The organism is Roseicyclus sediminis (assembly GCF_025515305.1).
Taxonomy (GTDB): domain Bacteria; phylum Pseudomonadota; class Alphaproteobacteria; order Rhodobacterales; family Rhodobacteraceae; genus Roseibacterium; species Roseibacterium sediminis.
The window spans coordinates 141,000-162,235 of the sequence record NZ_JAOPHT010000001.1 but is presented as its reverse complement, the minus strand read 5'-3'; the positions used below and the strand labels follow the sequence as shown (position 1 = coordinate 162,235).

20 protein-coding genes are annotated in these 21,236 nt (G+C 69.1%); 14 read left to right on the top strand and 6 right to left on the bottom strand.

Annotated features, from left to right (window positions below):
- Positions 1-29 precede the first annotated feature (29 nt).
- Entirely contained in the window at positions 30-1,007 is a 978-nt protein-coding gene (locus tag N8I71_RS00770) for an L-threonylcarbamoyladenylate synthase (RefSeq protein WP_262876348.1), read from the bottom strand.
- A gap of 149 nt (positions 1,008-1,156) precedes the next feature.
- Between N8I71_RS00770 and N8I71_RS00765 the strand changes: the two genes are divergently transcribed.
- The 4 genes from N8I71_RS00765 to N8I71_RS00750 all read left to right on the top strand — a co-directional run bounded on the left by N8I71_RS00765 (position 1,157) and on the right by N8I71_RS00750 (position 4,796).
- Positions 1,157-2,851 (top strand): acyl-CoA dehydrogenase, encoded by a 1,695-nt coding sequence (locus N8I71_RS00765; RefSeq protein WP_262876012.1) that lies wholly within the window; start codon positions 1,157-1,159, stop codon positions 2,849-2,851.
- Complete coding sequence (locus tag N8I71_RS00760) at positions 2,848-3,888, top strand: MBL fold metallo-hydrolase (RefSeq protein ID WP_262876011.1); 1,041 nt, start codon at positions 2,848-2,850, stop codon at positions 3,886-3,888. The genes N8I71_RS00765 and N8I71_RS00760 overlap by 4 nt, the downstream gene beginning before the upstream one ends.
- Before the next feature lie 99 nt (positions 3,889-3,987).
- Positions 3,988-4,128, top strand: a complete 141-nt coding sequence (locus tag N8I71_RS00755; protein WP_262876010.1) for an aa3-type cytochrome c oxidase subunit IV — start codon at positions 3,988-3,990, stop codon at positions 4,126-4,128.
- Between the two features lie 32 nt (positions 4,129-4,160).
- Complete coding sequence (locus N8I71_RS00750) at positions 4,161-4,796, top strand: hypothetical protein (RefSeq protein WP_262876009.1); 636 nt, start codon at positions 4,161-4,163, stop codon at positions 4,794-4,796.
- Positions 4,797-4,820: 24 nt separating this feature from the next.
- On the opposite strand, the gene N8I71_RS00745 is transcribed toward N8I71_RS00750, so the two are convergent.
- The gene (locus N8I71_RS00745) at positions 4,821-5,372 is read right to left on the bottom strand and encodes a DUF1285 domain-containing protein (protein ID WP_406676060.1); all 552 of its coding nucleotides are present in this window, start codon (positions 5,370-5,372) and stop codon (positions 4,821-4,823) included.
- Positions 5,373-5,519: 147 nt separating this feature from the next.
- Here N8I71_RS00745 and N8I71_RS00740 point away from each other — a divergent pair, with 147 nt between their 5' ends.
- From N8I71_RS00740 to N8I71_RS00725, 4 genes are all read left to right on the top strand, one after another.
- Positions 5,520-6,527 carry an AAA family ATPase gene (locus N8I71_RS00740; protein ID WP_262876007.1) on the top strand — a complete coding sequence of 336 codons (1,008 nt, stop codon included), beginning with the start codon at positions 5,520-5,522 and terminating at the stop codon, positions 6,525-6,527.
- The gene (locus N8I71_RS00735; protein ID WP_262876006.1) at positions 6,524-7,417 is read left to right on the top strand and encodes a DUF58 domain-containing protein; all 894 of its coding nucleotides are present in this window, start codon (positions 6,524-6,526) and stop codon (positions 7,415-7,417) included. Before N8I71_RS00740 ends, N8I71_RS00735 begins: the two co-directional genes overlap by 4 nt.
- Positions 7,418-7,478: 61 nt before the next feature.
- Positions 7,479-10,262 (top strand): DUF4159 domain-containing protein, encoded by a 2,784-nt coding sequence (locus tag N8I71_RS00730; protein WP_262876005.1) that lies wholly within the window; start codon positions 7,479-7,481, stop codon positions 10,260-10,262.
- A 2-nt stretch (positions 10,263-10,264) separates the two neighbouring features.
- Positions 10,265-12,331: a hypothetical protein gene (locus tag N8I71_RS00725; RefSeq protein WP_262876004.1), complete on the top strand. Its 2,067-nt coding sequence runs from the start codon at positions 10,265-10,267 to the stop codon at positions 12,329-12,331.
- 323 nt (positions 12,332-12,654) lie between these two features.
- On the opposite strand, the gene N8I71_RS00720 is transcribed toward N8I71_RS00725, so the two are convergent.
- From N8I71_RS00720 to N8I71_RS00710, 3 genes are read right to left on the bottom strand one after another with little or no spacing between them, the layout of a single operon-like run.
- Positions 12,655-13,029, bottom strand: a complete 375-nt coding sequence (locus tag N8I71_RS00720; protein ID WP_262876003.1) for a hypothetical protein — start codon at positions 13,027-13,029, stop codon at positions 12,655-12,657.
- Between the two features lie 58 nt (positions 13,030-13,087).
- Positions 13,088-13,531 (bottom strand): hypothetical protein, encoded by a 444-nt coding sequence (locus N8I71_RS00715; protein WP_262876002.1) that lies wholly within the window; start codon positions 13,529-13,531, stop codon positions 13,088-13,090.
- A 43-nt stretch (positions 13,532-13,574) separates the two neighbouring features.
- Positions 13,575-13,985, bottom strand: coding sequence for a CopD family protein (locus N8I71_RS00710; RefSeq protein ID WP_262876001.1), 411 nt, complete (start codon positions 13,983-13,985; stop codon positions 13,575-13,577).
- A 145-nt stretch (positions 13,986-14,130) separates the two neighbouring features.
- Between N8I71_RS00710 and N8I71_RS00705 the strand changes: the two genes are divergently transcribed.
- From N8I71_RS00705 to N8I71_RS00680, 6 genes are all read left to right on the top strand, one after another.
- Positions 14,131-15,576: an FAD-linked oxidase C-terminal domain-containing protein gene (locus N8I71_RS00705; RefSeq protein WP_262876000.1), complete on the top strand. Its 1,446-nt coding sequence runs from the start codon at positions 14,131-14,133 to the stop codon at positions 15,574-15,576.
- Between the two features lie 83 nt (positions 15,577-15,659).
- Complete coding sequence (locus N8I71_RS00700) at positions 15,660-16,787, top strand: FAD-binding protein (RefSeq protein ID WP_262876347.1); 1,128 nt, start codon at positions 15,660-15,662, stop codon at positions 16,785-16,787.
- Between the two features lies 1 nt (position 16,788).
- Entirely contained in the window at positions 16,789-17,142 is a 354-nt protein-coding gene (locus N8I71_RS00695) for a hypothetical protein (RefSeq protein ID WP_262875999.1), read from the top strand.
- Positions 17,143-17,152: 10 nt separating this feature from the next.
- Positions 17,153-18,475: a glycolate oxidase subunit GlcF gene (glcF, locus tag N8I71_RS00690; RefSeq protein WP_262875998.1), complete on the top strand. Its 1,323-nt coding sequence runs from the start codon at positions 17,153-17,155 to the stop codon at positions 18,473-18,475.
- A gap of 107 nt (positions 18,476-18,582) precedes the next feature.
- Positions 18,583-19,416: a trypsin-like serine peptidase gene (locus N8I71_RS00685; protein WP_262875997.1), complete on the top strand. Its 834-nt coding sequence runs from the start codon at positions 18,583-18,585 to the stop codon at positions 19,414-19,416.
- 137 nt (positions 19,417-19,553) lie between these two features.
- Complete coding sequence (locus N8I71_RS00680; RefSeq protein ID WP_262875996.1) at positions 19,554-20,015, top strand: Hsp20 family protein; 462 nt, start codon at positions 19,554-19,556, stop codon at positions 20,013-20,015.
- Between the two features lie 51 nt (positions 20,016-20,066).
- On the opposite strand, the gene N8I71_RS00675 is transcribed toward N8I71_RS00680, so the two are convergent.
- Positions 20,067-21,230, bottom strand: a complete 1,164-nt coding sequence (locus N8I71_RS00675; protein ID WP_262875995.1) for an MFS transporter — start codon at positions 21,228-21,230, stop codon at positions 20,067-20,069.
- Positions 21,231-21,236: the final 6 nt, after the last annotated feature.

Genomic DNA, 21,236 nt, shown 5'->3' with positions numbered 1-21,236 from the left:
GGGGAGCGTGGCGACACCCGCGCCGGTGCTCACGCGTCGGGCTGATCCGCACCTTCTCTCACCGCGGCGCGGCGCAACCGGTCGTTGATCGCCCGCCCGAGGCCCGTTTCGGGCACCTCCGTCACCCGGATCGCGGCCGCGCCGCGCGCTGCCGCGAGGGCATCCGCCTCGTGCAGGGCCGCGAAAAGGCGCGACGCCGCCTCGACGAGATCGCCCGTCGCGGACAGGGTGACGTCCGCCGCGCCCGGCCCGAAGCCGATCGTCACCTCGCCTGCCCGTGGCCTGCCTCCGATCAGGAGGGGCGTTCCCGGCGCGTAGTGCCGTTCCATCTGCCCCGGGGCCTCGATCCGACCGGGCGTCAGGTCGGGAACGCTTGGCCCCGCGACCGCCTCGACCGCCTCGCGCGGAAGGCCCCCCTCGCGCAGGAGGCGGAGGCCCCCCGGTTCGGGTGCGAGGATCGTGGACTCGACGCCGACCGTGCAGGGACCCGCATCCAGCACGGCATCGACCGCGTCGCCCAGCCCGTCGATGACGTGTTGTGCGGTCGTCGCGCTGATACGTCCCGAAGGGTTGGCCGAAGGTGCCGCCACGGGGCGCCCCAGCTCCCTCAGCACGGCCTGCATCGCCGGGTGGGCCGGCACCCGCACCGCAACCGTCGGGAGGCCGGCCGAGACGAGAGGCGACAGCCCCGCCCCGTCCCTCAGCGGCAGCACGAGTGTCATCGGTCCGGGCCAGAAGGCACCGGCCAGCGCCTCGGCCGTCCCGGGCATTTCCGCGATGCGCCGGACGGCCGCCACGTCGGGGACATGCACGATCAACGGATTGAAGGCGGGCCGCCCCTTCGCGGCGAAGATGCGCGCGACGGCCCGCCCGTCCGTCGCATCCGCGGCGAGGCCGTAGACGGTCTCGGTCGGCACCGCGACGAGGCCGCCCGCTGCGAGCAGTTCGGCCGCGCGCGCGATGCCGGCCGCGTCGGCGGCGAGAATCTCTGGACCTGCCCGGGACATCCGTGACGTAACGTTGAGGTTGATCGGCACCCGCCCCGCCCCCTAGCTCTCGCATCCGACAGCAGAGAACGGGCCGGGACGGGGCAGGGGTAGCGCGAAACGGGCGCCTTTGGCAAACATCGTCCCTGTCCAGCCCAGGGGAGGGGTCCATGCCGTATCGCGCGCCGGTGTCAGAGATCGTGTTCTGCCTCGAAAAGATCGTTGGCTATGATCGTGTTGCCGCCACGGAGCGCTTCTCCGAGGCGACGCCCGAAACCGTTGCCGCCATGCTGACCGAGGCGGGGCGGATCTGCGAGGAAGTCCTCGCGCCGCTGAACCGCGCGGGCGACCTGCACCCGGCGCGGCTGGAGAACGGGATCGTGCGCACATCGCCCGGTTTCGGCGATGGCTGGCGCGCAATCGCCGAGGCGGGGTTCGTGGCGCTTGCCGCCGACCCGGACAATGGCGGGCTCGGCATGCCCATGGCCCTGACCAGCGGCGTCAACGAGATGATCGCGTCCGCCTGCCTCGCCCTGCAACTCGCGCCCCTGATGAGCCAGGGGCAGATCGAGGCGCTGGAACACCATGCCAGCGACGAGCTGAAGGCGATCTACCTGCCGAAGCTCATCTCGGGCGACTGGAACGCCACGATGAACCTGACCGAACCGCAGGCGGGTTCCGATGTGGGTGCGCTGCGGACCCGGGCCGAGCCCAATGGCGACGGCACCTACGCGATCACCGGCCAGAAGATCTACATCTCCTGGGGCGACAACGACTTTACCGAGAACACGGTGCATCTCGTGCTTGCGCGACTGCCCGGTGCGCCGGAAGGGACGAGGGGGATCAGCCTGTTCCTCGTGCCCAAGCGCCTGCCCGATGCCGCTGGAAACGCGGGCGTCGCCAACGCGTTGAAGGTCGTGTCGCTGGAGCACAAGATGGGCCTGCATGGCAGCCCCACCTGCGTGATGCAGTACGACGGCGCGACCGGCTGGATGGTCGGCGCCGAGGGCGGTGGCATGGCGGCGATGTTCACGATGATGAACAACGCCCGCCTTGGTGTCGGTGTCCATGCCTTCGCCGTTGGCGAGGCCGCGTATCAGCACGCGCTGGACTATGCGGCGGGCCGCGTGCAGGGCCGGCCGATGGTGGCGGGCGGAACCGGAACGATCCTTGACCATGCCGATGTGCGGCGGATGCTGACCGGCATGAGGGCCGAGCTGTTCGCCGCGCGCGCGATGTCCCTCGACCTCGCCGTTGCCATCGACATGGCCCATGCGACCGGCGACGCGGCATGGGCGGCACGGGCGGCCTTCCTGACGCCCATCGTCAAGACCTACGGCAGCGAAACGGGAATCTCTGTCGCCGACACGGGCATCCAGGTCCATGGCGGGATGGGCTTCATCGAGGAGACGGGCGCGGCGCAGTTCGCCCGCGACGTGCGTGTGACGGCAATCTACGAAGGAACGACCGGCATCCAGGGAATGGACCTCGTGGGCCGCAAGTTCGCCGATGGCGGCGACGCGGCCTTCGCGATCCTCGACGAGGTTGCGGGAACGGCGGAAGTGGCCGGAAACGCGACGCTCGCCGAAACGGCCGAGGCGGTTCGCGCAGCGACGCAGCGGATGCTGGCGCTCGATCTCAACGATCGTTTCGCGGGCGCCGTGCCGTTCGCGCGCGCCTTCGCGCTGACGCTTGGCGGCCACTACCACCTCCGCGCGGCGATGGCGGAGCCGGGTGGTCCCCGCGCGCGGCTGGCGCAGAGCTATCTCGCACGGCAGATGGCGGCGGTGCCGGGCCTTCTATCGGAGGCAACCGCGGGTGCGGGCGATCTCTACGCCCTTTCACCGGACGACCTCGCGGCATGATTTCCTACCCGCACGAAACCCATCCCGCGCCGGGGTCGGCCGTCGAGGTCGCGCCCGACATTCTCTGGCTGCGTCTTCCGCTACCGATGGCGATCAACCATGTGAACGTCTACGCGCTCCGGGATGTGGATGGCTGGACGCTGGTCGATACCGGCGTGAATGCCCGCCGCTGCCGTGAAGCCTGGGAGGCGGCGCTGGCCGGGCCGCTTGCCGGCCATCCGGTCGTCCGTGTCCTCGTGACCCATCACCATCCCGACCACGTGGGCCTCGCCGGCTGGTTCCAGGCGCAGGGGGCCGAGCTTCTGATGACGCGGACGGCGTGGCTCTTTGCGCGCATGCTGACGCTCGACGTGCAGACGGTCGCGACACCCGAGCAGATCGCCTTCTGGCAGGGCGCGGGAATGGTGCCCGACCTCCTCGAGAAACGGCGGGCCGAGCGGCCGTTCAACTTCGCGGACATCGTGGCGCCCATGCCTCTGGGCTTCACCCGGCTCGAGGAGGGTCAGGTCCTTCGGCTGGCGGGGCGCGACTGGACCATCCGTTTCGGCCACGGCCATGCCCCGGACCACGCGACGCTCTGGTCCCATGACGGGGATATCGTCATCGGCGGCGATCAGCTTCTGCCGTCGATCTCCCCCAATCTCGGTGTCTACGCGACCGAGCCGATGGCCGACCCCGTCGCCGACTGGATCACGGCCTGTCAGCGGCTTCGGCCCTTCGCCACCGAGCGCCAGCTCATCCTGCCCGGACACAAGTTGCCGTTCACGGGTCTGCCCGACCGGCTTCGCCAGATGATCGAGAATCACGAAGGCGCGCTCGACCGGTTGCGCAGGCATCTCGCGCATGGCGCGCACACGGCGGCCGAGTGCTTTGCGCCGCTTTACAAGCGCGAGATCGACGAGGGGACATACGGGCTCGCGTTGGTGGAGGCCGTGGCCCACCTCAACCACCTCCTGAACCGGGGCGAGGTCACCCGGATCAGGCGGCAGGACGGCGCTTGGCTCTGGTCGCTTGCATCCGATCGGCCACACCCCTGACACCGCGCCGCACCGCAGGACCGTCCTCAGGGCTGACAGGCCACGCCAAATCGGCTATCGCAGCATCCGACAGACAGGACACCCCAAGGGAGCGAACCCATGGCCGATAACGACTACAAGCGCGGCGAGATGGACATCAGCCAGCAGGAAAAGACCTTTTTCGGGTTCATGCGCTGGACGGTCAACATCGCGATCGTCTGCATCCTGATCATCCTGTTCCTCGCCATTTTCGCCACCTGAGGCGCGGGCGGATGCGAGCCGTGTTCCGCCGCATGATCCGGCCCCTCGCCGCGATCGGCCTCGTGGCCGTTCTCGGTGCCTGCGCGGCCGAGCCCGTGTGGGCCCCCGACGAGGCCGTGTCGCAGGCGCGCTACGTGCCCGACGGACCGGCCCGGGTCACGCTGCTGACGATGATATCGAACCGGAATGGTTCGGGCGGCCATTCGGCTCTGCTGATCGACGGACCCGAGCGCGTCCTGTTCGATCCGGCCGGCAGCTGGCGGCACCCGCTCGCCCCCGAGCGCAACGACGTCATCTACGGGATGACGCCGACGCTTTACGGGTTCTACATCGATTATCACGCCCGCGAGACCTATCACGTCGTCGTGCAGGAGGTGGATATCACCCCCGGCCAGGCCGTCGCCCTCATCGAGGCGGTGGAGGCCTATGGCCCGGTTCCGTCGGCCCAGTGCTCGGCGGCCGTGTCGTCGGTTCTGATGCGCACGCCGGGGTTCCAGTCGATGTCGCGCAACCTGTTCCCGACCCGCACGATGCAGCAGTTCTCGCAGATACCGGGCGTTCGGGAAAGCCGCGTCTATGACGATGATTCCGACGACAACTACGAGCTTCTGAACGCGCAGGCCGCCGCCGCCGCGAGCCGCGAACTGGCCCAGGCCGAAGCCAACTGAGCCGGCGTCCGCGCGGGTGCGGTCTCAGACCTGCAGCTCGGCGACGGGGATGATCGGAAAGAATTCTCCGGCCGACCAGACACCGAACCAGTCGGTGCCGCCGACCTTGTGAGCCTCGCCTAGGTCGACGAGCCGATAGAAGTTCTTGCGGTCGATGAGGGCCTCCAGCCCGGCACGCACGTGGACATAGGGACTGGGCTCGCCGCTGTCGTCGCGGACGACGCGGATGGCGTGATCCCGGTCGGCCACGACGACGTCGCCGACATTCGTGGTGAAGGTGACGACCTGGTCCGGGCCGGCGCCCCGGGCCTCCAGATCGACGGCGACAAAGGGGGCGTCCTCCACGCGAATCCCCACCTTCTCCACCGGCGTGACGAGGAAATAGGCATCCCCCTCGCGTTTCAGGATCGTTGAAAAAAGCCGCACAAGCGGCTTGCGGCCGATCGGGGTGCCTTCGTGGAACCATGTGCCGTCGCGCCGGATCTCCATGTCGATATCGCCGCAGAACGGCGGGTCCCAAAGGTGAACGGGCGGAAGTTTCCCCGCTTTCTCAGCGGTGCGCGCGGCTGAGATCAGGCTGTCGGCGCCAGGGGTTGGGGCGGCTTTGGCTCGGTCCGTCACGATGATGTGTCCCTCATTTCTGCAGGGTGGCCTTTTGCCATTTGTGGTCGGCGGAATAGGTCTGTTACCTGATACTAGATATGCATCATGCGGAGCTTTGCCATGTCCGAGAGCGAGACCCTTGTGGCCGAAATCGAAGCCCTGGGCGGGAAACTCGCCGAGGCGCGGGCGGCGATCGCCACCCGGATCATCGGCCAGGAGGAGGTCGTGACGCTGACGCTGGCGGCGATGCTGTCGGGGGGGCACGCCCTCCTGATGGGGCTTCCGGGGCTCGGCAAGACGCTGCTGGTCGACACGCTTTCGACGGTCATGGGCCTCGACGCGCATCGCATCCAGTTCACGCCAGACCTGATGCCGGCCGACATCCTCGGCTCCGAGGTGCTGGAAACCGGCGCCGATGGCGCGCGCAGCTTCCGCTTCATCGAAGGGCCGATCTTCTGCCGCCTCCTGATGGCCGACGAGATCAACCGCGCGTCGCCCAGGACCCAGTCGGCACTTCTGCAGGCGATGCAGGAGCGTGAGGTGACGATCGCCGGTCAGCACCGCCCGCTTCCCGCGCCGTTCCATGTGCTCGCCACCCAGAACCCGATCGAGCAGGAGGGCACCTATCCGCTGCCCGAGGCGCAGCTCGACCGTTTCCTCGTACAGATCGACGTGCCCTATCCCGACCGCGAGACGGAACGCGGCATCCTCATCGCCACCACCGGCCTGGAGCAGGCCAAGGCGTCCCAGGTCTTCGACCCCGAGACGCTGATGGCCGCTCAGCGGGTCGTGCGGCAGATGCCGGTGGGCGAGGCGGTCGTCGAGGCCATCCTCGATCTCGTGCGCGCCTGCCGCCCCGAAGGCGAGGATGCGTCCGAGGCCGTGCGCCGCTCCGTCGCCTGGGGACCCGGGCCGCGCGCGGCACAGGCGCTGATGCTGACGGTCAGGGCGCGCGCGCTGCTGGACGGGCGGCTCGCGCCCTCGGTCGAGGATGTGGCCGCGCTGGCACGCCCGGTGCTTACGCACCGCATGGCGCTGACCTTCGCGGCCCGTGCCGAAGGGGCCGAGCTTTCGCAGGTCATCGACGAGGTCACCGCACGGGTCACGCGGGTCGAGGCGGCCGCTTGAGCCAGTCCGCGCTCCATACGCCCGAAACGCTTCGCTCGCGGTCCGAGACCCTAGCGGCGGCGCTGCCGGCCCTGATGGCGGATGCGCAGCATCTGAGCTCGACGGTGCTCTTGGGCACCCACGGGCGCAAGCGTGCGGGCACGGGCGACGAGTTCTGGCAATACCGCCCGGCCGAGGCCGGCGACGCCCTGCGCGCCATCGACTGGCGCCGTTCGGCCCGGTCGGACGGGCATTTCGTGCGCCAGACCGAATGGCAGGCGGCGCAGTCGGTCATGATCGGCGTGGACGACGCCGCCTCGATGACCTTCACCGGGTCTTCGAAACGGCCCTCGAAGCTGCGCCGTGCGCAGACGCTGGCCATGGCGATCTCGATCCTCGCGGTGCACGGCGGCGAACGGGTCGGCCTGACGCATCTGAACGAGCCTCCGCGCGGCGGACGTGCGCAGCTTCTGCGCATGGCGCAGGCGCTGATGGACGGCCACGAGGAAGGCGACTACGGCGCGCCCCGGCCGAGGGTTCTTCCGGTAGGAAGCCGCGCCGTGTTCTTCTCGGATTTCCTCGGCGACCCGACGCCGATCGAGCAGGTGCTGGGCCGCGCCGCCGATCGGGGCGTGAAGGGAGCGCTCGTGCAGGTACTCGATCCCGACGAGGAGGCGTTTCCCTATGACGGGCGCACGGTCTTCGAATCGATGTCGGGCGCGATCCGCTTCGAGACGCTGAAGGCGAAATCCCTGCGCGAGGAATATCTGGCACGGCTGGCCGAACGGAAGGACCGCCTGGCCCAGGCTGCGCGGCGCACCGGCTGGCGCTTTCACGTGCACCACACCGACCAGCCGGCGGAACCGTCGCTCCTTTGGCTCTACGGCGCGCTCCAGAAGGTGCGGTCATGACGGGGTGCCGGAAAACGCGGGTTTCGCCGATGAAACCATGCCAGCGTGGTGAGGGCCTGCGATGATCGCGAACCTTGCCTTCAGCACGCCGCTTCTTCTGGTCGCGCTCGTCGCCCTGCCGATCCTGTGGTGGCTGCTGCGCGCCGTGCCCCCGGCCCCGATCCGCCGCCGGTTCCCGGGCGTGGCTCTTCTCCTCGGTCTGCGCGACGATGACAGCCAGACGGACAAGACGCCCTGGTGGCTCCTCCTGCTCCGCATGCTCGCGGTCGCCGCGGCGATCATCGGTTTCGCGGGCCCGGTGCTGAACCCGCAGGCCGAGCGCGCGGGAGACGGGCCGCTCCTGATCGTGATGGATGCGTCCTGGGCCTCGGCACGGGACTGGTCCGCGCGGATCGAGCGGGTGGAAATCCTGCTCGACGAAGCGGGCCGGGCGGGGCGCCCGGTGGCGCTCGTGGCGTTGACCGACCTGCCGGGCGGTGAGATTTCCTTCCAGTCAGCCAATGCCTGGACCCCGCGCCTGCCGTCGCTGCAGCCCGCGCCCTACGCGCCCGATTTCGCCGCCGCCGCCCAGTGGGCCGAGACGCTCGACACGGAGGCGGCCGTATTCTGGGTCTCCGACGGGCTGGAGCATGCGGGGCGCGGCGACCTGCTCGACGCGTTCGAAGCGATCGGTCCGGTATCCGTTTTCCAGGGCGCGCGCGATGTCATCGCGCTCGGGCCGCCACGCTTCGAGGACGGGACGATCCGGACGCCGCTCCAGCGGCAGGGTGGAACGGCCCCGCGTGAAGTGACCGTGGTCGCCCATGGCCTCGACCCGGCGGGCATCCCGCGCGATCTCGCGCGCGAGGTCGTGGCCTTCCCCGCGGGCGAGGCGACGACCGAGGCCGTCTTCGACCTGCCCCCCGAACTGCGCAACCGGATCACCCGTTTCGAGGTCGCCGGCGAGCGCTCGGCCGGGGCCGTGGCGCTGACCGACGACGCGTTGCAGCGCCGGGAGGTCGCCCTGATCGATGCGCATGGAGAGGGCGAGGCACAAGCGCTGCTGTCGCCGCTCCACTACCTTCGCCAGGCACTCGCCCCGACGGCGGACCTCATGGAAGGCGGGCTGAGCGACATGCTGCTCGCCAGCCCCGACGCCGTGATCCTCGCAGATGTCGCGACGCTCTCGCCCGACGAGGAAGCGGCGCTCATCGAGTGGGTCGAGACAGGCGGGCTCCTCGTGCGCTTCGCCGGGCCCCGGCTGGCCGCGTCTGACGTGGCCCGGGACAGTGCCGGACCGCTCATGCCGGTTCGCCTTCGGGCGGGCGGGCGCAGCGTGGGTGGCGCGATGTCCTGGGGTGAGCCGAAACAGCTGCGCCCCTTCGAGGAAGGTTCGCCTTTCGCCGGTCTCGCCATCCCCGAGGACGTGACGGTGACGAGCCAGGTCATGGCGCAGCCCGATCCGCAGCTGTCCGAGCGCACCATCGCCTCGCTGACCGACGGAACGCCGCTCGTCACCCGCGCCCCGCTCGGGCAGGGGAGCGTCGTGCTGTTCCATGTCACCGCCAACGCCGAGTGGTCGACGCTGCCGCTGTCCGGTCTCTTCGTGCAGATGCTCGAGCGTCTGGCCGTCTCGACGCGCCCGGCCACGCCCGATGCCGCTGACGTGGAGGGCGTCATTTGGGTGCCCGAGGACGTGCTCGACGGCTTCGGCACATTGCGCGACGCGGGCATCCGTCCCGGCGTGCCCGGCGACAGGCTCGTCGAGGCGCCGCTCTCCGCCGATCTGCTTCCGGGCCTGTATGCGGGTGGCGCACAGCGATTGGCCCGCAACGTGATGACGGCAGACACCGTTCTGACCCCCGCCGTCTGGCCCGCCGCGATCCCGGTCGAGGGCATGGCCGTCGTCGAGCCGACGGACCTGATGGCGGCCTTCCTCGCCGGGGCGCTGGCGCTTCTGCTGGTCGACGCCATCGCCGCGCTCTGGCTGGCCGGGCGGCTTTCGGGTGCGCTCGGCCGCGCCGCGGCGATCGTTCTCGCCGCGAGCCTTCTGGCGACGCCGCAGCCGGCCTCCGCGCAGGAAAGCGATCCCGCCAGCCTTTCGCCCGAAGACGAACTGGCGCTTCTGGCCACGACGGAGGTGACGCTCGCCTATGTGGTGACGGGCGACGCCGAGCTCGACCGCATATCGAGGGCCGGTCTTCAGGGCCTCAGCAACACGCTCTGGTCGCGCACCTCGGTGGAGCCCGCGCCGCCCATCGGCGTGAACCTCGAGACCGACGAGCTTGCGTTCTTCCCGATGCTCTACTGGCCGGTTTCCGTGAACCAGCCGATGCCATCGACCGAGGCATACAGGCGGCTCAACGACTACCTGCGTTCGGGCGGCATGATCGTCTTCGACACGCGCGACGCCAATGTCGGCGGCTTCGGCTCTGGCACACCGGAGGGCCGCCGTCTGCGCCTGCTGGCCGCGCCGCTCGATATCCCGCCGCTGGAGCCGATTCCACCGGACCACGTGCTGACGCGGACCTTCTACCTGCTGCAGGACTTCCCCGGCCGCCACATCAGCCGCGACGTCTGGGTCGAGGCCGCGCCGCCCGATGCCGAACAGATCGAGGGGATGCCGTTCCGCAACCTCAATGACGGGGTGACGCCGGTGCTGATCGGTGGCAACGACTGGGCCGCGGCCTGGGCGGTGGACGAGAGTGGCCGTCCGCTTCTGCCCGTGGGGCGCGGCATGACCGGCGACCGCCAGCGCGAGATCGCGCTCCGCTTCGGGGTGAACCTCGTGATGCATGTGCTGTCGGGCAACTACAAGTCCGACCAGGTGCATGTGCCGGCGCTTCTCGAACGGTTGGGGCAGTGACGATGGCGCGCCAGATCCTTCTCGACCCGCTCCTGTCGCTCCCGCTGATCTACGCGCTCGCGGTGGTCACCGTGCTGATCGTCGGTCTTTCCATCTGGCGGGGTCTCGCGGGCTGGCCCTTCCGGCTGGCCGCCGGCGCTGTTTTGCTGGCCGCGCTGCTCAACCCCTCTCTCCAGAACGAGGAGCGCGAGCCACTTTCGGACATCGTCCTTCTCGTGATCGACGACAGCGCGAGCCAACGGCTTTCCGACCGGGGCGACCAGACGGCGGAGGCACTGGCCGAGCTGGAGGCCGAGGTCGCGGCACTGGGTATGGAGCTGCGCACCGCCACGGTGCGCGACGCGCCCGACAATGCCGGAACGCTCCTCATGGGTGAGTTGACGCGGATGATGGCGGAGGAGCCGCGTGCGCGCATTGCAGGGGCAATCCTCCTGACCGACGGGCAGCTCCATGATGCGGAACTCGTGCCCGACATGCCCGCCCCGATCCATGCGCTGCTGACCGGGCGCGCCGATGACTGGGACCGCCGCCTCGTGATCGAGAACGCCCCCGCCTTCGCCATCATAGGCGAGGAATTCCAGCTGCGCCTCCGGCTGGAGGACCAGGGCGCGGTGCCCACGGACCTTGCCGGGCGCTCGGAAATCCTCATCGCCATCGACGGGGACGAACCCCAGAGCTTCACGGTGCCGGTGGGCGAGACGCTCAACCTGCCCCTGACGCTGAGCCATGCGGGCCAGAACGTGATCCAGTTCATCGTGCCCGAGGCCGACGGAGAGCTGACCGACCGGAACAACGCCGCCGTGGTGCAGATCAACGGGATCCGCGACCGGCTGCGCGTGCTCCTCGTCTCGGGCGAGCCTCATCCGGGGCAGAGGACCTGGCGGAACCTGCTCAAGTCCGACCCCTCGGTGGACCTCGTGCACTTCACCATCCTGCGGCCGCCGGACAAGCAGGACGGTGTGCCCGTCTCCGAGCTGTCGCTCATCGCCTTTCCGACGCGAGAGTTGTTCATGGAAGCGGTGGATGAGTTCGATCTCATCATCTTCGACCGCTACCAGCGGCGCGGCATCCTGCCGATGCTCTATATCGACAACATCCGCCAATACGTCCTGAACGGCGGCGCGCTTCTGCTGGCCGCTGGCCCGGATTTCGCCTCGGCCGCGTCGCTCTACCGGACGCCCTTGTCCGAGATCCTGCCCGGGCGCCCCACCGCGCGCGTGATCGAGCAGCCCTACCTGCCCGCGATCTCGGATCTCGGGCAGCGGCACCCCGTAACCGCGGGGCTGGAGGCCGAGCATACGCCGCTGGCGGGTTCGGACGCGCCCTGGGGCCGATGGTTCCGGCAGATCGAACTGACCGAGCAGGGCGGCCAGACGGTGATGACCGGGGTGAACGATGCGCCGCTTCTGATGCTGAACCGCGTGGGCGAGGGGCGCGTGGCTCTGCTTGCCTCAGATCACGCCTGGCTCTGGGACCGTGGCTATGAAGGCGGGGGGCCGCAGCTGGAAATGCTGCGCAGGCTTGCCCACTGGATGATGGGCGAACCGGACCTGGAGGAGGAAGCGCTGATCGCGCGGGCGGACGGGCAGACCGTGAGCGTCACCCGCCGGACGCTGGCCGATACGGCCGCCGACGTCACCGTGACCTATCCCGACGGGACGGAAGGCATCCTGACGCTGGAAGAGACCGCGCCGGGGCGTTTCACGGCCGATATCGAGGGCGCCGAGCAGGGCCTCTACCGAATGACGGACGGGACCCTGGAAACCGTGATCGCACTTGGTCCGGCCGCCCCGCGTGAATTCGAGGAGACGATCGCGAGCGGCGACCGCCTGATCCCGGCCACGGAGCCGTTCTCGGGCGCCGTCATGCGCCTCGAGGACGGCTTTCCCGACATCCGCCGGGTCGCGGAAGGGCGCAACGCAAGCGGCCGCGGCTGGATCGGGTTCACGACGCGCGAGGCTTACCTGACGACGGACGTGACCGTGACGCCGCTGGTCTCGGCCTGGCTGTTCCTGCTGGTCGCCGCGGCTCTGATGCTGGGCGCGTGGCTCCGCGAAGGGCGCCGCTGAGAGGGCTCAGACGAAGCGTTCGCCACCGCAGGTCGGGCAGCGGACGGTCTTTCGCCCGAAACAGCCGTCGCAGCGGCCCATGATCGGGCGTCCCTCGATGTCGGCCCCTTTCAGGACGGTGCCTGATCCGCCGCAGACCCCGCAGGGCGCGTCGCCGGTGGCACGGCAGCGGCTGCAGCGGCGTTTCTCGTATGCGTCCGGTGCGCGACGACTCGTTCGGTAATTCTGATGCATGGCGATGACCAATGCGCGGTTTTTTCCAATGCGGCGATGCTATCGCGGGAATCTGGCAACCTTTGGGCAATGCACGGGCGCGGCAGCGCCTAGTCGATCGCATCGATGGGAACCGCCACGGGACCATGCACGGCATCGTCCCAACCCGTCACGCTGGTCCGCGTTCGGATGAAGACCTCGGTGGTGCCCGCAGGCAGCGTCACGCCGCCGAGCGAGCGGGTGAAGGGCTGTTCCTCGACATGCGGGTGCAGCAGGACACGCGTGCCGATGATGGCGCCCCCTTCCGTCTCCATCCGCCAGCCGTCGGCGTAATCGTCCCAGCCGGTATCGCCATGCCGGATCGCGACGGCGACGGTCCAATCATCTCCACCATGGACGAGGGTCACATCCTCCACCAGGGCGGGGTCGGCGCTGGCGGCCGCCGCGGCAAGGCAAAGGGTGGCTGGAAGAATGATACGATCCATGCACCCAGCCTAAGGCCATGGAGGCGTCCTGTCGGCTCACAAGCTGTTGAGGCGCAGCTCAACCCGGCGGCGGCATGACCGTCAGCATGGAGCCTGCACTCCAGTTCACCGCCTCGAAGCAGATCTGCGACCCCGCACCGCCGCACCATCCTCCGTCGCGCGCCACGAGCAGGATCGTCAGTCCGTCCCAATCGATCATGCGCCAGCCTTCGGCCTGAAACTCCCAGCTCTCGTCGCCGACCACGGCATGCAGGCTGCAGCCGCCCGAGCCGCAATACATGCTGGCCGCCGAGGAGCAGGTGAAACGCGACGTGTCCACCAGCCTGTCGAGAGGCTCCTGTCCGTCGAGGTCGACTTCGACCACGGCGTCCGCCGCATCGAAGACGCCGTTCTCGAAACCGGAGCAGTCGGCGGCTGCGGCCGCGAGGATATCGTCCACGGGATCTGCCGTGGCGGCCAGGCCGGGCAGGCTCAGGACAAGGGCGGCGATCACGGTGCGCATGGCGTCTCTCCTCCGGGGTTTGGCCTCGGGCGCCAGTGTGCCCTCAGAACGGCTTGAAAACCACCAGGATCAGGACGCCGATCGCGAAGAGCACGCTGAGCTCGTTGAACACCCTCAGCCAGAGGTCGCTTTCCTCGAACACGCCCTTTTTCGCGCGAAGCACGAGGCGTCCGGTCCATCCGTAATGCAGCGCGAGGATGCTCACGATCCCGAGCTTGGCCCAGGCCCAACCGGGAAAGCTCCACCACCAGAAAAGCCAAAGACCGCTGAGAATCGCGACCACGCCGAGACCGAGGGAGAAGCGGTAGACACGTACCGTCAGGTCCCCCGCGGGCCCGAATTCACCTGTCTTCGCGTATTCGCGTTTCCAGAAGATAAGGCCGCGCGGGGCCACGAAGATCCCCGTCATCCAGCCCAGAACGGCCAGCAAATGCAGCACCTTGACCCATTCCATGTCGCCTGACCTGACGGCAAACTGTAGGCTCCGCAAGAGGCGATTTTGCCTCGGGGGTGCGGGGTGTGGCGTCTTTTCGTTTGCCTCGACTCTTAAATTGGTTATGTTTCTTTACCAATCAGGCGGCTTCTGGGAGGAGGACCCGATGGAAATGCCCGTGCCGGACAGCGAGGTTCTGTCCCGAAAGCCCCGCATCGTCGCGCGCCTGCAGGAGGTGCTGCCCGCCTCGGCCGTGATTCACGACGAGGCAGAGACGCGCGCCTACGAGTGCGACGCGCTGACCGCCTACAAGTGTCCGCCGCTCGCCGTGGTCCTTCCCTCCTCGACCGAGGAGGTCGCGGCCGTCCTGAAGGTCTGCCATGCCGAGGGCGTGCCGGTCGTCCCCCGCGGCTCCGGCACCTCGCTTGCAGGTGGCGCGCTGCCAACGGCCGACAGCGTCATCGTCGGCGTCTCGCGGCTGAACCGGGTGCTCGAGACCGACTACGACAACCGCATCATCCGCGTGCAGTCGGGCCGCACCAACCTCAGCGTGACGGGCGCCGTGGAGCAGGAGGATTTCTTCTACGCCCCCGACCCTTCGAGCCAGCTCGCCTGCGCCATCGCGGGCAACATCGCGATGAACTCGGGCGGAGCGCATTGCCTGAAATACGGGGTGACGACGAACAACCTCCTCGGCGTGACCATGGTCACGATGGAGGGCGAGATCCTCGAGATCGGCGGCGCGCATCTCGACGCGCCGGGCTACGACCTGCTTGGCGTGATCTGCGGCTCGGAAGGGCAGCTCGGGATCGTGACCGAGGCGACGCTGCGCATCTTGCGGAAACCGGAAGGCGCGCGGCCCGTCCTGATGGGCTTCGACTCGAACGAGGTGGCCGGCGCCTGCGTCTCCGACATCATAAAGGCGGGCGTCCTGCCCGTCGCGATCGAATTCATGGACCGCCCCTGCATCGAGGCGACGGAAGCCTTCGCCAAGGCCGGCTATCCGATGTGCGAGGCGCTCCTGATCGTGGAGGTGGAGGGGAGCCCCGCCGAGATTGACGAACAGCTTGGCGTCATCCTGCAGATCGCCCGCCGCCACAACCCGGTGGAGCTGCGCGAGGCGCAGTCCGAGGACGAGGCGAAACGCATCTGGCTCGGCCGGAAATCGGCCTTCGGCGCGATGGGACAGATCAACGACTACATGTGCCTCGACGGGACGATCCCCGTCAGCGCCCTGCCGCTTGTGCTCCGCCGGATCGGGGAAATGTCGAAGGATTACGGCCTCGACGTCGCAAACGTGTTCCACGCGGGCGACGGCAACATGCACCCGCTGATCCTTTTCGACGCCAACAAGCCCGGCGATCTCGAAAAATGCGAGGCCTTCGGGGCGGATATCCTGAAGCTCTGCGTCGAGGTCGGCGGCTGCCTGACTGGCGAGCATGGCGTCGGGATCGAGAAGCGCGACCTGATGACGGCGCAGTTCGAACCGCAGGATCTCGAGATCCAGATGAAGGTGAAGGACGTGTTCGATCCCGAATGGCTTCTGAACCCCGCCAAGGTCTTCCCGCTCGCCGCCTCGGCGTCGCGGCGGGAAGGGGCTTTCGCCGCCTGACGGCGCCGACCCGTGCGAGGGGGCTGGCCCCCTCGCGCTCCCCCATGCGTATTTGAGGAAAGATGAAGGAGCGCGGGCCCGTGCTGACGCCGACCACCGAGACAGAATTGAGCGAGGCCGTCGCCTCCGCCACGGGGCCGCTGCGCATCGAAGGCGGCGGGACGCGGCCTGTGGGCCGCCCCGTGGAGGGTGAGGTCCTGTCGGTCGGCGGGCTGAGCGGTGTCGAGCTGTACGAGCCGGGCGCGCTGACGATCGTGGTGCGCGCCGGAACGCCGCTCGCCGAGGTCGAGGCGGTTCTGGCGTCCGAGAACCAGCGCCTGCCCTTCGAGCCGATGGATCACCGGGTGCTTCTCGGCACCGGGGGCGAGCCGACGATCGGCGGCGTCGTGGCGGCCAACGTTTCGGGGCCGCGGCGCATCCAGGCCGGGGCCTGCCGCGACAGCCTGATCGGGGTGCGGTTCGTCGACGGGACCGGGACCATCCTGAAGAACGGCGGCCGGGTGATGAAGAACGTCACCGGCTACGACCTCGTGAAACTGCTGGCGGGCAGCCGGGGAACGCTGGGCGTGCTCACGGAGGTGGCCTTCAAGGTCCTGCCGGCGACCGAGACGCAGGCCTGCGTGGTGATCGACGGTCTGGGCGACCTGCAGGCGGTGGAGGCGATGGCGGTGGCGCTGGGCTCCCCCTTCGAGGTGACGGGCGCCGCGCATCTTCCGGCGGGTCCCGAGGGTGTGCCGCTGACGATGCTGCGGCTCGAGGGGTTCGCGGCGAGCGTGGCCTACCGCACCGGGCGACTCCTGGACCTTCTCAAGCCCTTCGGCGCCGTCCGGGCCGAGGTGGATCCGGTGCAGGTGGGAGAGGCCTGGCTCGGGATTCGCGACGTCCTGCCCTTCGCGGGGTCGGCTGACGATGTCTGGCGCCTTTCGGTCAGGCCGACGGACGCGCCGGGGATCGCCGCACTGACCGGGGGCGAGGTGTTCTACGACTGGGGCGGCGGGCTGATCTGGGCACGGGTTCCCCAAGGCACGGACCTGCGCGCGCGTCTCGGCGCCTACGCGGGCCACGCGACGCTTGTGCGCGCCTCGGCCGAGACGCGGGCGCGCATCGCCCCGTTCCAGCCCGAACCCGCGCCGATCGCGGCACTGTCGGAAGGGCTGCGGCGCAAGTTCGACCCGCGCGGCATCCTCAACCCCGGTCTGATGGCGGCCTGAGATGGCGGCGGTGCTGATCGAGGCCCTGCCCGTGGCGCTGGTTGCAGGTGCGCTCTTCGCCGGGCTGGCGTTGATGACGAACCGGCCGCGGGGAGCGGCGCTGGCGCAGGGGGCGCTTGTCCTGGCGGCGGCGCTCATCTTCGCAGCCATCGTCATCGGCGGCGACGTCCTCGGCTTGCCGGGGCAGCGGGTCGGCGGCTTCGGTGTCGGACTTCTCGCGGCGGCGGCTTCGGGCATGCTCTACCACCTCTACCTTGGCCGGTTCGAGAACGTCTGGGCGGCGCGGGTGGTCTTTACCCTCGTGTTTCTCGCGGCATCGGCACTCTTCGGCCTCGTCATCCTTCCCTTGATCTGAAAGCGCGGACATGCAGACCACCTTCACCCCCGAGCAGCTCAAGGACCCTGCGATCCAGCGATCGAACGAGGTTCTGCGCACCTGCGTGCATTGCGGGTTCTGCACGGCGACCTGCCCCACCTACCAGGTTCTGGGGGACGAGCTCGACAGTCCGCGGGGGCGGATCTACCTCATCAAGGACATGCTGGAGAAGGGTCGGCCGGCCGACGAGAAGACCGTCAGGCACATCGACCGTTGCCTCTCCTGCCTCGCCTGCATGACGACCTGTCCCTCGGGTGTGCATTACATGCACCTCGTCGACCATGCGCGGGAATACATCGAGGAGACTTACAAACGGCCCCTGTTCGAGCGGATGCTGCGCTGGACGCTGGCGCGGATCCTGCCCTATCCGACGCGGTTCCGGATCGCGCTGCTCGGGGCCAAGATCGGGCGGCCCTTCGCCTTCCTGATGCCCGACGCGCGGCTCAAGGCGATGCTCGCGATGGCGCCGAAGACGATCCCGCCGGTCAGCCGCAACGACGATCCGCAGGTCTTCCCGGCGGAAGGCGAGCGGAAGATGCGTGTGGCGCTGATGACGGGCTGCGCGCAGCGGGCGCTCAATACCGACATCAACGATGCGACCATCCGGCTGCTGACGCGGCTCGGCTGCGATGTCGTGATCGCGGAGGGGCAGGGCTGTTGCGGGGCGCTGACGCATCACATGGGCAAGACCGCCGAGAGCCACGCGACGGCGGCCAGGAATATCGGGGCCTGGACGCGCGAGATGAAGGCCGAGGGGCTGGATGCCATCGTCATCAACACGAGCGGGTGCGGGACGACCGTGAAGGATTACGGCCACATGTTCCGGACGGAAAGCCTTGCCGAGGAGGCGAAGGCGGTGGCCGCCATCGCGATGGACGTCTCCGAGGTCCTGATGAAGCTCGACCTGCCGGAGGGGGAGGCGAAGGGGTTGAAGATCGCCTATCACGCGGCCTGCTCGCTCCAGCACGGGCAGCAGATCAAGACCTATCCCAAGGACCTCCTGAAGCGCGCGGGCTTCAAGGTGGTGGAGCCGGCCGACAGCCATCTCTGCTGCGGGTCTGCGGGCACCTACAACCTGATGCAGCCGGAGATTTCCGGGCAGCTCAAGGCGCGCAAGGTCGAGACGCTTGAGGCGACGCGGCCCGACATCATCGCGGCGGGCAACATCGGCTGCATGATGCAGATCGGGTCGGGCACCGAGGTGCCGATCGTGCATACCGTCGAATTGCTCGACTGGGCCACGGGCGGTCCGCGTCCGCCAGCGCTCGACGCGCCGGGCAAGCGCGAGGTGCCGGTGCCGGTCCTGCGCTGAGGTCGGCGCAGGGGCGCGGCAATGGCCGTCGGGGGCCCACAAACGGGCCCGATTTGTGCCATCCCGGCAAGTTAGCCTATCCGGCGACACCCATGCCCGGAGGGTTCATGCGACGTCTTTTCCTGACCGTTCTCGCGGTGATTCTCGCCGGCCCGGTGCTGTCTCAGGACCTGCCGAGCCAGCAGAGGGCGGCCGGGCTCGACCTGCTCCGCCCACTGACCAGCGCCGATGACGCGCAGCCCTGGACCGGGGTGGGGCGGCTGGACACCGGAGTTTCCTTCTGCACCGCGACCCTCATCACCGACCGCCTCGTGCTGACGGCGGCGCATTGCCTCCATCATCCCGAGACGATGGAGCGTTTCCCCGACCGGTCGCTCACCTTCCTCGCGGGCCTTCGCAACGGGCGGGCCGAGGCGATGCGCGGCGTCCGGCAAAGTGTCGTGCCGGCCGGCTACGTGCCCCGCTCCGATCCGGACCTCGAGGGGATCGGGCAGGACATCGCGCTTCTGGAGCTCGACCTGCCGGTGCGCTCCAACCGCATCGCGCCCATTCCGACGGGACGCCGTGCCGTGCGGGGGCTGGAGGTGACGGTGGTCTCCTACGGCGCGCGGCGCGAAGCCCACGCCTCGATCGAGGAAGGCTGCCGCGTGCTGGAAGGGGCGGAAGATGTGCGCGTCCTTTCGTGCCGCGTGGTGCAGGGCAGCTCCGGCTCGCCGGTCATGCGGATCGTGGACGGCGTGCCCGAGGTCGTCGCGGTGATCTCGGCCAGCGCGACGGACCGGCAGGGTGCGGAACTGTCCATGGCAGTGGCGCTCGACCGTCATGTGGCGGCCTTGCTCGGGCAGCTCGACGGTGGCACCGAGGCGCATGGATCGCGGTTTGGCACGCTGTCCGGCGATGGCGGGCGGTCGCAGATCGGGGCGCGGTTCATCCGGCCCTGAAGGGGGTTGAAACCGCCGAATTCCTTTCCCACCTCAGGACTGCGCCGGGGCCGGTTCCGGACCGGCGCGATCAATTGGACGGTGCCCGACGCACGGGGCCGTTCCGCTCATCGTTGTCGCTCAATGGAGGATGACCCATGCGAACCTACGATTTTTCCCCGCTCTACCGTGCCACGGTCGGTTTCGACCGGATGGCGGACCTTCTGGACCGCGTCCTGACCCAGGACAGCGCGCCCTCGACCTACCCGCCCTACAACATCGAGAAGATCGACGAGAATGCCTATCGCATCTCGATCGCCGTCGCGGGCTTTGCCGAGACCGAGCTTGCGGTCGAGCAGCGCGAGGCCGAACTGGTCATCGCCGCCCGCAAGGAGAAGGACGAGACGCAGCGCACCTACCTGCATCGCGGTATCGCCACGCGCGCCTTCGAGAAGCGGTTCCAACTGGCCGATCATGTCCGGGTGACCGGTGCGGTCCATGAAAACGGCATGCTGCATATCGATCTCGTGCGCGAAGTGCCCGAGGCTCTGAAGCCGCGCCGGATCGAGATCGCCACGACCGGCCCCAAGGCCATCGAGGCCGAGCGCGCCGAAGCCTGATACGGACCATCTTTTACGGATTGCGGGGCGGCCCCATGTGGGCCGCCCTTTTCATGTCCTCAGGCGGGACAGAAGGACCGCACCCGCGCCTTGCGCCATGATGCACAACGCGAGGACGGGCAGGTAGCCGCCCGCATCGGCAAGCATCGCGGCGACGAAGGGCGCGGCCGCAAAGGCAAAGAGCGAAGGGCGAACGACGGCGCCCTGCACCGCGCCGAAGTTCCGGGAGCCGAGCGTCTCGCGGATCACCACGGGACGCAGGATGCTGACGATCCCGGTGCACATTCCGTGCAGGAGCGCGAAGGCGAAAACGATCGCGGGAAGGGCGCCTGCCCCGAAGAGGAGCGATGCGGCAAGGCCCATCCCCCCGAAGGCGAGGATCGACAGTGTACGCGCCGCGGTCCTCGCCCCGCCCAGGGTCAGGGCGATGCGGCCGGCCACCTGCGCCGGTCCGATCATGGAGGCCGCGAGGACCGCCGATGCCGTTCCGACTCCCACGGCCGTCAGCAGTGGCAGGAGGTGGCTGACCACGATCCCGACCGCCAGCGCCGACAGCGCAAAGCCGAGCGTCACGGGCCAGAAGCCGGGGCGTCTCCATGCCTCTGGCGCCTGTGTCGCATCGGGGAGCGCGCGGCCCGCCCCTTCCCGTTCGAGGCGCCGCGCGGCGAAGGTCGCAAGCGGCAGGTTCACGGCGAGCACGAGGCCGATCAGCACCCAGACGGCGAGGCGCCATCCCGACAGGTCCGACAACCAAGCCGTCAGCGGGTAGGCCAGCGTCGAGGCGAAACCCGCGACCAGCGTGATCGCCGTGATCCCCGCCCGCGCCGTCTCGTCCCGGCCGCGCACCACCAGCGCGAAGGCCGCGTCATAAAGCGTGAGGCTCATGGCAAGGCCCATCACCGCCCAGACCGCATAGAACTGCCACAGGTGCTGCACCTGGGTCAGCGCCGCGAGGCAGAGCGCCCCCAGCACCGCGCCGGTCGGCATGGACAAGGGGGCGAGTCCCCGGTCAATCAGTCCGCCAACGCGACCCGAGGCCAGGCCCTGGATCGCCAGCGCCAGCGAGAAGGCGCCCATGACCTGCCCCGAGGACCAGCCGAACTCGTCCTGCCAATGCAGGACCAGCGCCGGAAAGACATAGAAGATCGATGCCCAGATCAGGGTCTGTGCCACCATCAGCGCCAGGATCGGCGGATCGGTGAGGGCGGCGCGCATCTAGCG